Raw genomic sequence first — 11878 nt, 5'->3', positions numbered from 1 at the left:
ATTCCTCAGAATTAAGGGGGGCCGTTCGTTGCGGAATTACCCGGCCTGAACCAGGTAAACTGCGAGTCGCAACGATGTGGACGACACAATAGGTTGCGCACCATCTTTGATAAAGGTAGTTTTATTCAAATTATTTTTGCTAAAAATCAAAGATGGGTGCTTATGAGTTTTGACGGACGACTTCTCTCGGGGCTAAGTGTGTTGGCAGCTGTCGTCGAGGCTGGTAGTTTCAGCCGCGCTGGCGAGATACTGGGACTTTCAGCTTCCGGCGTAAGCCGATCTATTGATCGGCTTGAAGCACGGCTCGGTGTACGTCTGCTGAACCGCACCACGCGCACCCTGAACCTCACCAGCGAAGGCAGGGTTTTATATGAGCGCGCTGCGCCGCATCTGGAAGGCATTGAAGTAGCGGCAAGCTATGTTTCTGGTGCTGCCGTGGCGGTGCGTGGTGCATTGCGCGTTAGCGTGAATCCCATCTTTGCTCGTTACATTCTGGCACCCAAATTGCCGCTGTTACGCCAGCGTCATCCGGATCTGAAACTGACGGTGGTGCAGCAACCCGATGTCGGCGATCTGGTGACGGAGGGGATCGATGTCGCAGTGCGCTTTGGGCCGCAACCTCCCTCTACCATCACATCAAAGCTGCTGCTGAATACGCGCGTGCTGACGGTAGCCGCGCCGGCTTATCTGGCACAGCACGGAAGACCACAGAATCCCCAGGATCTTACCAGGCATGAATGCATTCAATATATTGATCCGCGCAGCGGTAAACCGTTCAGTTGGGAATTTCGGCGCGGTCGGGAATGGCTGTCTGTAGAGACACAGGGGCATCTGATCACTACTGATGTCGATCTTATGGTGCAGGCCTGCGTGAGCGGCACCGGTATTGCGCAGGTGTTATCACTGAGTGTCGCGCACCTGATAGCAGACGGGAAGCTCACAGAACTGTTTCCGGAATGGCCGGATGAAACCTATCCACTGTACGTTGCCCGCCCATCGCGTCGTCTGGCACCAGCGGCTGTCGAGGCCTTTTTGAATTTTTGCACTGAAATCAGTGACGATTTTGAAGAGTTCCAGCCCAGCGCACAGCGATGACAAGCATATATTCAGTCTGCTTCGGGGAAGAAAGCTATTTAGCCGAAGTGTCGGGAGATTGAAGGTCCGCTCCTCGCTCATAGCGGACCTTCAAATCAGTTAGTTCGTCCGCTCTGTGCCAGGAGCGGACATGACAATCTCAACCCGATGGCAAGCTCACCGGGCATGACATTATGCTTGAGCGGCGTTGTAACGTGCTTCCAGCTTATCCAGAAAGCCAAAAAGCGCTTGATTCATTTCACTGTAATCGTGCGCCCGGAGCGCTGCAGGCGTGTCAACGAAACGGTAGTCTGCTGCACGGCTCAGGTCTTGCTCAGAATGGGCGATCAGCCGTTCTACAACGTCCAATGTGAGCTCCATATGGCACTGGAAACCAAAGACGCGGTCTGAATAGGCAACGATCTGCCGGGGACAGCCTTCGCTGTAAGCGATAATTTTGGCCTCCGGCGTCAAGCCTGGCATATCGTTATGCCAGTGACCCACTTCCAGTGTTTTCCCAAAGTGAGAGAACATCTCATCCTTTCTGCCGTCTTCGGTCAATGTGATCGGGAATTTACCAATCTCTTTTTCCGGGCTATGAGAGAACGGCGCGCCCAGAGCTTCACCAATGAGCTGTGAACCCAGGCAGATACCGATCACCGCCTTACCGGTTTTAACCGCGGAAGCAATCAGCGCCTGTTCCGCTTTAGCATTAAAGTGCGGGCACGCTTCAAGCGTTGTGTCCGGATCTTGCGGACCGCCCATCACGATAAGAAAATCGATGCCTTCGACGTCAGCAGGTAGCCGATCGCCTGCATAGACGCGTGAGTAAGTTACATCATGACCTTGGTTTATTGCCCAGGTTTCATATGCGCCCGGGGCTTCAAAACTTTCATGTACGATAAAGTGTACACGCATGAGGTTAAGCTCCTGTAATATCTTTGACGATCAGAATGATAAGTCACGCACCCATTGCCTAAGGCTCTACTCCGGGTGGTTCCAGTTTCGATATGATAAATGCAGGGGCTAAATCTGAAATGCCAGGTAGTATAGATAAAGCGCCAAGACATGATGAAGCCACAGGCTGGTCCAGTACTGCGATAAGCTATCAACGCGGTGAGGTAGATCCTCCCCATCATCATGTTGAGGGGCAGCTACTCTTCGCCACCAGAGGGGTGATGCTGGTGCAAACAGAGAGTGACCGTTGGGTGATCCCTCCTCAGCGGGCATTATGGCTACCGCCTCTGCATATCCATAGTTACCATCTGCTTTCACAAACCGATCTCAGGGCGATCTATTTCAGCAGTAGCCTTATCGCAGAATGTATGAGCTTTACGAAGAGTCATCAGGTGCATGTGATCACGGCTACGTCGTTAGTCAAAGAACTTATCGCAGGGCTGTTCAGTGAGGACTACGCCAGACCGATTCAACGGAAGATAGCGTTGTTGCTTCTGGAAATTCTCAGCGAGGCGCCACCTTTAACGATGGCGCTACCCATGCCGAATGATGAGCGATTATTTAGCGCGGCCAGATCGCTACTGGTCAATCAGCGCTGGGAAGCATCGCTGAGCGAGCTGGCTTTTATGTCGGCCATGTCGGAACGGACCTTTTCCCGATTGTTTATGAAGGATACAGGCTTTAGTTTTCGAACATGGAAGCAGAGAGCCAGAATTTATGCGTCGTTGGATCTTCTCGCGAACGGCGTTCCAATCAAACAGGTCGCTTACCAGCTTGGTTTCTCATGCCCGGCGGCATTTACCGCTGCTTTTCGTTCCATTCTTGATTCAACGCCGCGCGATTTTGTGCCTTAAACCGGGAAACCATATCCGCTTTTTGCTCATCGCTGCCGATCGGATATTTTGCCCGACAAAGAGGGGATGGCAGGGGAGCCATCTGCGAGGAACAGAATCACCGTGAAATCCCTGGGGAAGAGAATGATATTTACCCCTGTAATCCTGTGCACGGGCGGCCTGGCCTGCGCCTGCCAGCGCGGTGGTGAGCAAAAAGCGCCCAGCAGAAGATAAGGTGAATAACTGGCTGCCGGCACCGGACGGTAAGTTATCACTGTATATTCGCGCTTATTGGGGTGAGCAGTCGATTCTGGACGGGACCTGGCAGCCGCCGAAAATTGAAACCGTGAAATAAGCGAACCAAGTGGCCCTCTGTTTATGAAAGGGGGCTTTTTCTAACTCCTTTTGACCGTTTGTCCCTCGCACACTGCAGACCTTTTGCTCGATAGCTTTTCCGCTCCGCGCCAGCATCGAATATTGTTATCAAAGGCGATTGATAAAACGTCAGCCCGTTAACCTTGTCTCACAGCACCTCAACCACTTCAAACTCTTCTGCGATCAACTCCATATCCTCAGAAAAATGACCTTCACGAATGAAAAAACGCTGATGCTCTTTCTGCCAGTATTCAAGGCTTAAATCGCCTTCACCCTCTTTGCGGGCGAACGCTTCAGTCACATCACAAAAACGCACCAGCTGCATCGAAACCAGTCTGATCACGCAAACTGGAACATTCTGGCCATCAAGAATAATGTTATAATCCCCAATCTTCGGGGCAGACTCTTCCTGCTGATAAGAGGCAAAAGATCCGCAAGAAGCCGTTTTGATCCCTTTTTTAATCAGCTCCGCAAGCTCGCTTGCCAGTTCCGGACTGTCACCCATTTGCCAGGCCCCTGCGCCTGGATATTTCCTTTTTATTTCCTCAACTTCAACCATGAAAATTCCTTCGTTATCGTCAATGAAAAGAAAGTTATACCTTTTTTAACCTGAGCGGTCCCAACATTATCAGCGATATCTTTCTTTAGATAGTGTGGTCCGGTCTTCGCTCAAAACGGACCTCAAGGGCATTTAACTCGTTGGCTCTGTGCCAGAAACGGAAATTAACTTCAGGACGAGCAATAACATCGCCTGTCTTATTCAGACTGCCAGTAAAGCGGTGAACCGAACGCGTCCAGGTAGTAATCGATAATCGCCCGAACGTTCAGAGGAGGGTGGCGGGCATTCGGATAGATTGCTGCGATATGCTGTGGCTCCGTTTTTATGGACGTATCCAGCTCCGGCAGCAGTTCGACAAGCTCGCCGCGCTTCAGCCGGTCTCCAATCAGCCAGTCAGGAAACAGCACAATCCCCATTCCCCCGAGCGCGGCAATCAGCAGAGTTTCAGCATTATTCGATGACATCAGGGGCGAGACGGGGTAGTGCACCCATTCTTCTCCGTGCCAGCGCAGCAGCCATTGGTTTGGGCCTGAGGAACCGCGATAGACCAGGCATTTATGCCGCGCCAGCTCTTCGGGTGATCCCAACATGCCGTGCCGGCGTATGTAATCCGGTGACGCGGCAAGATGATAGAACTGCTGGCCAAACACGCGCGCATGAAATGCGGAATCCGTCAGCACGCCAATGCGGAAAATTACGTCAGCCGGCTCGCGGTGCGGATCGATGTAATCATCAGTCAGGGTAAGCTCAATGCTGAGCTTCGGATATCGCGCCGTCAGGCCGGGTAACGCGGGGGCGACATGGCGCTGTCCGAAGAACACCGGTGCGTTTATGCGCACCATTCCGGAAGGCTCAAGGGTTCTCTCGTTGAGTTCCCGCCGCGCCTCCTCCATGCTGCCAGTCATGGCTCGCGCATAGCGGATAAAAAGATGGCCGCTTTCCGTCGGGATTATCGCGCGGGTATTGCGATAAAAAAGCTGCTGCCCGAGCACATCCTCCATCTGATGGATGACGCGCGAAACCTGAGAGGCAGATATCCCTTCCCGCCGAGCTACCACAGAGAAATTCTGCGTCTCATAAACGTCAATAAAAATCAGCAGGGCGCGAATACTGATGTTCCCAAGCTCATTCATTAATGCATATCCTGCACAGGTGTTTATCTCATTATGGCATTTTTCTCATCCATGTTAAGTCGTAATCTTCTCCGCCTGGACTTTGGGAGACTGATTGCTATGCAACTCATATTGATTTTTATCGTCATTGCCGGAGGCATGGGACTGTCCATAGAGGCAGGATTGCTCGGGCCACTGGGTGGGGAGGTCGGTGACCTCTGGGCTACCTTCAGCATATTCGGCGTGGGTGCGGCGCTGACCTTTCTGCTGATGCTTTTTTTCAGCCCGCGCAATAGCCCGTCATTCTTTGCGCAACCAGCGTGGCAGCTGCTTGGCGGCGTGCTTGGGCCGATCTACGTCATCATCCTCACCGTGGTAACGCCGGCAATCGGCATCGCCATGACGATGATCGGCATTCTGGCAGGCCAGGTGTTCAAGAGCCTGATGATTGATCACTTCGGCCTGCTCGGTACGTCGCGCCGGAAAATTGACAGTAAGCGTATCATTGCGCTGATTTTTATCATTGCAGCGCTGGTTATGGTTGCCCAGGGGTAAAGTAACGTTATGACAATTATCATGATTCTGCTCGCCGTCGCCGGTGGCGCCATGCTGAGTATCCAGGCGGCTATCAATGGCCAGCTGGGCAGCAAGGTCGGCGTATTCAAAAGCGCGTTCCTGACATTTTCTGTCGGCGCGCTGGTGACGGGATTGCTGATCTTCTTCTTCGAACCCAAACACCCCCTGACGCTGATGGACGTGCCTAAATGGCAGCTGCTGGGCGCAATGTTTGGCGTACCGTATATCGTCATTATGGTACTGGCCGTCCAGCGTATTGGCGCTGCAGTGGCTACGGTCGCCGTCATTTTTGGCCAGTTAACCATGAGCATGCTGATCGATAACTTCGGCTGGCTGGGCAATGCGTCGATTCCATTCTCGCTGAGCCGAATCGGCGCCATTGTCTGCCTGGGTATCGCGCTGTTCTTCATTTACGCCAGCAGCAGGTCAAAAGCCGCAACGGCGACACCCCCCAGGCAGCAGGAAAACGCTAACACATAAGCTCAGGTCTTCGTCATTAACATCGGTTTTGGTCTACAGGACGCCATAACCCCAACGCACCCGTTTTCGCAGCAACGCGTCAGTGGCTCCCATTTTTTGACCTTAAGAGAAAGGGGCCGCTCACCCGGCTTCAGCGGTGGTAGCGAATTTTTCAGCTTCAGCAGAGAACACAGGAGCCAGGTGGACAAGTGATACCAGCGACAGCGTAGGCAGTCCGGGTGGAGCTCCCTCGCCAGCCCGCGCCGGCGGGGGAGTTGACGATTATTCCCAGCGTTTCAGCAGCAGGCTGGCATTAACCCCGCCAAAGCCAAAACCGTTCGACAGCGCATAGCGCATCTTCTGCGGGCGGGCCTCCAGCGCCACCAGGTTAAGACCGGCCGCCTCTTCATCGGGGTGATGCAGGTTCAGCGTCGGCGGCACTACCTGGTCACGCAGCGCCTGAATGGTGAAGATGGCCTCAATCCCGCCTGCCGCGCCTAACAGATGGCCGGTGGCGGATTTCGTCGAGGTAATGGCGACGGGATGGGCGCCAAACAGCGTTTTAATCGCCGCCAGCTCGCCTTTATCGCCGACCTGGGTCGAGGTGGCGTGGGCGTTAATATGGTCAACCTCTTCAGCGGTCACTCCGGCCTGGCGAAGGGCGGTTTCCATGGCCCGACGCGCGCCGTTACCGTCTTCCGGGCCCGCGGTCAGGTGATAAGCATCTGCGCTGGTGCCGTAGCCCACCAGCTCGGCCAGCGGCGTGGCGCCGCGCGCCAGCGCGTGCTCCAGCGACTCAATCACGATAAGCCCCGCGCCTTCTCCCATCACAAATCCATCGCGGTCGCGGTCAAAGGGGCGGGAAGCGGCTTCCGGCTGGTCGCTGGAGGCGCTGGAGAGCGCCCTTGCCGCGGCGAACCCGGCAAGGCTAACGCGATGTATTGCCGCTTCCGCGCCGCCGCAGAGGGCGATATCCGCCTCGCAGCTGCGGATCATCCGCGCCGCATCGCCAATGGCCTGGGCGCCCGCCGCGCAGGCGGTGACCGGCGCGCCGATGGGGCCCCGGAAACCGTGAGCGATAGACACATGCCCGGCGGCCAGGTTGGCCAGAAAAGAGGGAATGGTGAACGGGGAGAGGCGACGCGGCCCGCGCTCGTCGGTGGTATGTACCGCATTGGCGATCTCGCTGAACCCGCCGATCCCGGTGGCGATCACCGTGGCGGTGCGTTCCTGTTCGGCCGCAGATGCCGGCGACCAACCGGCCTGAGTCAGCGCTTCACGCGCGGCGACCAGCGCAAACTCGATAAAACGATCCATCTTTTTGCGCTCTTTCGCCGGGATGGTCGCCAGCGGGTCGAAGCCGTGCAGCGGATCGCTTTCAATGGACGGCACCTGGCCGGCCACTTTGCAGGGAATATCCGCGACCAGCTGCTCGCTGAGCCGGGTAATCCCTGATTTTCCTGCCAGCAGCGACTGCCAGACGTGCTGTACGCCGCAGCCCAGCGGGCTGACAATCCCCATCCCGGTGACGACAATGCGTTTAACGGAAACGCCCATAGTTAACTCTCCTGTAGTATCAGTGTGCCGGCGGCTTTTTCATCAAGGGAACCAGCTGCGCGGCAGGCAAAAAACCAATCATGATGAGGTAGAACGCATCGGAAAATGCCTGGGTTCGCGCCTCCCGCTGCGCCAGCGCGGCATCCGGCGAGATCCCCGCGTGGCGAAGTTTGCCGCGCTGCGCTGAACAAAATCCTGGCGTTATTCAGATGGCCGCCAGAACGACGACGCTTTTCTTACTGGCCGGATTCATTGCCGGCATCTCTGTAGGGTTCAGGCTGGAATTTTTGCCCGTTATCGCCTTCGCGTTTGCGCAGCAGATATTCATGACGATATTGCATCAGCGGCGAGGCGGCGGGGCCCGGCACCATGGCGTATTTACCCGGAATAATCTCTTCCCCGGTCGCTTTATCCACCATGACTGGCTCCACCCGTCGCTGGGTGGCGGTTTCCACCAGCTGCATCTGACGGCCTTCGGGGGCGAAGTGGCGATTACCCCATTCCGCCAGCGCCAGCAGCACCATGCGGAAATCGCGGCCGCGCGGGGTGAGGTGGTATTCGTAGCGCGGCGGCGTGCTGCTATAGCAGACCTTCTCCAGCAGCCCGTCGTCGACCAGCGCCTTCAGGCGGCGCGACAGAATATTAGGCGCGACGTTGCTGCTTTTCTGAAATTCGTCGAAGCGGGTAAAGCCCGCAAAGGCGTCGCGCAGGATCATGATGCTCCAGCTGTCGCCGATGCGGCCCAGGCTACGGGCGATGGGGCAGGGAGCGTGGCAAAGCGGTTCATTTTTCATGGGCGGTTCAGGGAGCAGGTGGCTGTTGCCAGCAAATTGACATAGTCACTATCAAAATGCAAGTTACTATTGATAACCGTCAGGGGAGCAGCCGCTCGCGTTCCGCTACGTCATTTCTTCCTTTGAATGCTGAAAGCGGGACAGTCTCCGCCGCTTGCTTATTTCTGCTTTACCGTAATAAGAGATAAAAACCGCTGATGGCAGATGAAACATTTTAATAATCATAGAAATCGATGTGGTGGGTAATGACCTTTATTGGGGGATACGATATAAGGTATGGCGAACACAAATTAATATTCTCATAACTTTTTAAGGTTAAATAAATGAAGCAGGTGGGTATTGTTGGCTGGCGGGGCATGGTTGGCTCAGTATTGTTGCAGCGAATGATCGAAGAGAATGATTTCGACGATATTTCAGCGCATTTTTTTAGTACCTCCAGTGCGGGTGCCGCGGGCCCGGTTATTAATGGTAAAAGCGACAGGCTGAAAGATGCGAATTCCCTGAGCGCCCTCGCCGAAATGGATATTATTATAACCTGTCAGGGCGGGGATTATACCAAAGCCATCTATCCGGCGTTAATTCACTCGGGCTGGCAAGGGTACTGGATCGACGCCGCTTCGGCGCTGCGAATGGATGAGAACGCCTGCATTATTCTCGACCCGGTCAACCGCGATAATATCGATCGTGCGGTGAAAGCGGGAGTGAAACTGTTTGTCGGCGGCAACTGCTCCATTACGCTGAGCCTGATGGGGCTGGCCGGGCTGATCAAGGCTGATCTGATCGAATGGATGAGCGTCATGACCTATCAGTCTGCCTCCGGGGCGGGCGCTAAACAGGTGCGGGAATTGATCGCGCAAAGCGCGTATATCAGCCAGCATTTGTCCGCTGATGAACTGGCGGCATCAGGTTCCGTGCTGCCTTTAGTTAATAAAGTGAGTGAGCTGATTAATAGCGCCGGCATGCCGGTGGAGAATTTTGGCGTCCCGCTGATGGGCAGCATTATTCCATGGATCGACAGCGATTTAGGCGATGGAAATAGCCGCGAAGAATGGAAGGGTGAGGCGGAAACCAATAAAATACTTGGCCTTGCGCCCGGCACCATCCCGGTTAATGGTTTATGTATTCGGGTCGGCGTGATCCGCTGCCACAGCGCTGCCATTACCCTTAAACTTAAACGTGAGGTCAGCGAAACGGAATTCGCAGAGTTAGTGACCCATTCCCATCCGTGGGTAAACTATATCCCCAATAATAAGCCAGAGAGTGTCAGTAAACTGACCCCGGCTGCTATTAGCGGTTCGCTGCAGGTGGGTATTGGCCGCTACAAGAAAATGTCGCTAAATAATGAGCCGATCTACTCGGTGTTGACGGTGGGCGATCAGCTGTTATGGGGCGCGGCGGAACCCTTGCGCCGTATGTTAAATATCCTGCTTGGCAAAGTGTAATGACTGGTGCTGCCTGACAGGCCTGCGGCAGAAATGACCTTTTCAGCGCAAGACTATCTGCTGATTCAGCAGCCCTCAATTATCCTGACCATCGTCAATAACTCCATTTTTACCGGTTCGGGAATGGCCAGTGGAGACGGTATCCACCTGGCCATAATCGGTATTGTTCCCCTCAGTCCATCAGACTGACATGGGCGGCGACAATCCGCCAGCCATAGGGAAAGCGCACCCACGTCTGCTGCTGGCGGCCAGGGCGGGCGCAGCCTTCGCGGGTGAACTCGGTGCTGCACACCGCCATGTCCGCGCCAAAGGTGGTGATGGTGGTATGGCGCAGGTCGCGGGCCAGACCGGCGGCGGGGCGGGCGGCGCGAAAGGCGCGGATCGCCTCGATGCCATACAGATTTTCACCGGCCCCCAGCCGCACGGTACGCGGATCGTGCCAGAACAGCGCATCCAGCGCCTCGATGTTATTGCTGACCAGCGCCTCTTCATACTGATAAAACGCCGCCGTCACCTCGGCGAGGATCGCCGGGCGGTCTATATTATCCAGATTGATCATGCTGCACTCTCCGCCACTCGGGCATCGGTAATGCCCATCGCTTCCAGCGCCCGCGCGGCGCGAAGACAGGCTTGTTCGTTAAACGGCGCGGCAATCAGCTGCAGGCCAATCGGCTTGCCGCTGGCGGTACGCAGGGGCACGGTCGCCACCGGCAGCCCGAGGAAGGAGATCGGCTGCGTCAGCATTCCCATGCTGGCGCGCACCGGCAGCGGCTGGCCGTTAATCACCATCTCCTCGGCGCCAATCGGCGTGGCGCTGCATGGGGTGGCCGGGGCGATCAGCACATCGGCCTGACTGAACAGGGATTTCATCGCCTGACGGGCATGGCGGCGGAAGCGCTGGGCCTGCAGATACCATGCGGAGGGGATCATCGCCCCGGCCAGCAGCCGCTCGCGGGAGTGAGGCTCAAAGCGCTCGGGCGAGTGGCGAAGATCCGGCAGATACTGATTGCCGCCTTCGCTGGCGCTGATAATAAAGGCCGCCGAGCGGGCCAGGGCGGCATCCGCGAACTGCAGCTCGCTGTCGGCGCCCAGCGCGTGGGCGACCCGATCCACGGCCGCCCGGGCGTCGTCATCGCACCAGGTGGTGAAATAGCCCCCCAGCCGCGCGCAGCGCAGACCCTCCAGCCCGCGCTCCAGCAGGTTGCCGGTGCGCTCGCTGGCTTTATCGGCCTGAAAGTCATCGGCCGGGTCGCGCCCCTGCAGGGCGTCATACACCGCGGCGAGGTCGGCCACCCGGCGGGCAAAGGGACCAATATGATCCAGACTGGGGACAAACGGATGGCTGCCGGAGCGGGAGAGGCGGCCGAAAGTGGGTTTCAGGCCAAAGATCCCGCACAGCGACGCGGGGACGCGGATCGAGCCGTTGGTATCGCTGCCGAGGCTGAAATGGACCAGCCCGGCCGCCACCGCCGCGGCCGAACCGCCGGAAGATCCGCCGGCGATCCGCGACAGATCGTGCGGGTTATGCGTCGCGCCATAGTGGCTGTTTTCGGTGGTGAAGCCGTAGGCGTAGGCGTCCATATTGAGCATCCCGCTGAGCAGGGCGCCGGCGCTGTGCAGCTGGCGCACCGCCCAGCTGTCGCTGGCTGCCGGCGGCCGGTCGCTCAGCAGTTCCGCGCCGGCGAGGGTGGTGTGCCCGGCGACATCAAACAGATTTTTCACCGCGTAGGGAATGCCCGCCAGCGGCGGCAGGGGGCGCTTTTCCCGGCGCAGGGCGTCGATGCTGTCGGCCTCCGCCAGCATGCGCTGGGCGGTGACCTCGGTCCAGGCGTTGATCTGCGGATTCACGCGGGCGATATCGTCCAGCGTCTGACGGGCGATCTCCCGGGCGCTCAGTTCGCCCTCGTGCAGCGCACGCTGGATCTCGGCGATGGTGAAATGGTGAAGTGTCATGCTTTATACACCCCCGCAATGTCGTCGCGCGGCCCGAGGGGATAGTCCATCAGCGGCTGCGCCATGGCGGCGATGCGGGCAAACTGGCGCTCCAGCTCCTCACGGCGCGGCGCATCCAGCTCCAGGCGCAACAGGTGGGTCATCTGCGTCAGATACTCGCTCCAGTCTGGCTGTGTGGTCATGGTCT

13 protein-coding genes and 1 pseudogene are annotated in these 11878 nt (G+C 56.9%); 5 read left to right on the top strand and 9 right to left on the bottom strand.

Features of this window, described 5'->3' with window-relative positions; all coding sequences use genetic code 11:
* The first annotated feature begins 93 nt into the window (after window positions 1–93).
* Complete coding sequence (locus tag ABLV52_RS19240) at window positions 94–1095, top strand: LysR family transcriptional regulator (RefSeq protein ID WP_348890809.1); 1002 nt, start codon at window positions 94–96, stop codon at window positions 1093–1095.
* Window positions 1096–1266: 171 nt separating this feature from the next.
* On the opposite strand, the gene ABLV52_RS19235 is transcribed toward ABLV52_RS19240, so the two are convergent.
* Window positions 1267–1992, bottom strand: a complete 726-nt coding sequence (locus tag ABLV52_RS19235; RefSeq protein ID WP_348890807.1) for a type 1 glutamine amidotransferase — start codon at window positions 1990–1992, stop codon at window positions 1267–1269.
* Window positions 1993–2084: 92 nt separating this feature from the next.
* Here ABLV52_RS19235 and ABLV52_RS19230 point away from each other — a divergent pair, with 92 nt between their 5' ends.
* A complete protein-coding gene (locus ABLV52_RS19230; protein ID WP_178944547.1) occupies window positions 2085–2885 on the top strand; it encodes a helix-turn-helix transcriptional regulator in 801 nt (266 codons plus the stop codon).
* A gap of 502 nt (window positions 2886–3387) precedes the next feature.
* On the opposite strand, the gene ABLV52_RS19225 is transcribed toward ABLV52_RS19230, so the two are convergent.
* Window positions 3388–3744, bottom strand: coding sequence for an ASCH domain-containing protein (locus ABLV52_RS19225; protein WP_348890831.1), 357 nt, complete (start codon window positions 3742–3744; stop codon window positions 3388–3390).
* Between the two features lie 251 nt (window positions 3745–3995).
* Window positions 3996–4931: a LysR family transcriptional regulator gene (locus ABLV52_RS19220; RefSeq protein WP_348890805.1), complete on the bottom strand. Its 936-nt coding sequence runs from the start codon at window positions 4929–4931 to the stop codon at window positions 3996–3998.
* A 99-nt stretch (window positions 4932–5030) separates the two neighbouring features.
* Between ABLV52_RS19220 and ABLV52_RS19215 the strand changes: the two genes are divergently transcribed.
* Both ABLV52_RS19215 and ABLV52_RS19210 read left to right on the top strand, forming a co-directional pair.
* Window positions 5031–5465: a DMT family transporter gene (locus ABLV52_RS19215; RefSeq protein ID WP_023289765.1), complete on the top strand. Its 435-nt coding sequence runs from the start codon at window positions 5031–5033 to the stop codon at window positions 5463–5465.
* A 9-nt stretch (window positions 5466–5474) separates the two neighbouring features.
* A complete protein-coding gene (locus ABLV52_RS19210; protein ID WP_072420149.1) occupies window positions 5475–5966 on the top strand; it encodes a DMT family transporter in 492 nt (163 codons plus the stop codon).
* 261 nt (window positions 5967–6227) lie between these two features.
* Here the strand turns inward: ABLV52_RS19210 and fabF are convergent, their stop codons facing one another.
* From fabF to ABLV52_RS19195, 3 genes and pseudogenes are all read right to left on the bottom strand, one after another.
* Window positions 6228–7502, bottom strand: coding sequence for a beta-ketoacyl-ACP synthase II (gene fabF / locus ABLV52_RS19205; RefSeq protein WP_348890803.1), 1275 nt, complete (start codon window positions 7500–7502; stop codon window positions 6228–6230).
* Between the two features lie 19 nt (window positions 7503–7521).
* A pseudogene (locus ABLV52_RS19200) lies at window positions 7522–7697 on the bottom strand (EmrB/QacA family drug resistance transporter); the annotation flags it as partial.
* A gap of 41 nt (window positions 7698–7738) precedes the next feature.
* Entirely contained in the window at window positions 7739–8296 is a 558-nt protein-coding gene (locus ABLV52_RS19195) for a helix-turn-helix domain-containing protein (protein ID WP_049014063.1), read from the bottom strand.
* Between the two features lie 323 nt (window positions 8297–8619).
* Between ABLV52_RS19195 and asd the strand changes: the two genes are divergently transcribed.
* Window positions 8620–9738: an aspartate-semialdehyde dehydrogenase gene (gene asd, locus ABLV52_RS19190; RefSeq protein WP_044523352.1), complete on the top strand. Its 1119-nt coding sequence runs from the start codon at window positions 8620–8622 to the stop codon at window positions 9736–9738.
* A gap of 172 nt (window positions 9739–9910) precedes the next feature.
* On the opposite strand, the gene hpxZ is transcribed toward asd, so the two are convergent.
* Genes hpxZ through hpxX form a run of 3 tightly spaced genes read right to left on the bottom strand, consistent with a single transcriptional unit; the run spans window position 9911 to window position 11873 of the window.
* Window positions 9911–10297 carry an oxalurate catabolism protein HpxZ gene (gene hpxZ, locus ABLV52_RS19185; protein ID WP_348890802.1) on the bottom strand — a complete coding sequence of 129 codons (387 nt, stop codon included), beginning with the start codon at window positions 10295–10297 and terminating at the stop codon, window positions 9911–9913.
* Window positions 10294–11691 (bottom strand): AtzE family amidohydrolase, encoded by a 1398-nt coding sequence (locus ABLV52_RS19180; protein ID WP_121936043.1) that lies wholly within the window; start codon window positions 11689–11691, stop codon window positions 10294–10296. The genes hpxZ and ABLV52_RS19180 overlap by 4 nt, the downstream gene beginning before the upstream one ends.
* Window positions 11688–11873, bottom strand: a complete 186-nt coding sequence (gene hpxX, locus ABLV52_RS19175; protein WP_023289758.1) for an oxalurate catabolism protein HpxX — start codon at window positions 11871–11873, stop codon at window positions 11688–11690. Before hpxX ends, ABLV52_RS19180 begins: the two co-directional genes overlap by 4 nt.
* Window positions 11874–11878 lie beyond the last annotated feature (5 nt).

The organism is Klebsiella sp. GB_Kp056 (genome assembly GCF_040064755.1).
In the GTDB taxonomy this organism is placed as follows: Bacteria; Pseudomonadota; Gammaproteobacteria; order Enterobacterales; family Enterobacteriaceae; genus Klebsiella; species Klebsiella quasipneumoniae.
Note: the sequence above shows the minus strand (reverse complement) of the source record. Positions and strands in the feature narration are given on the sequence as shown.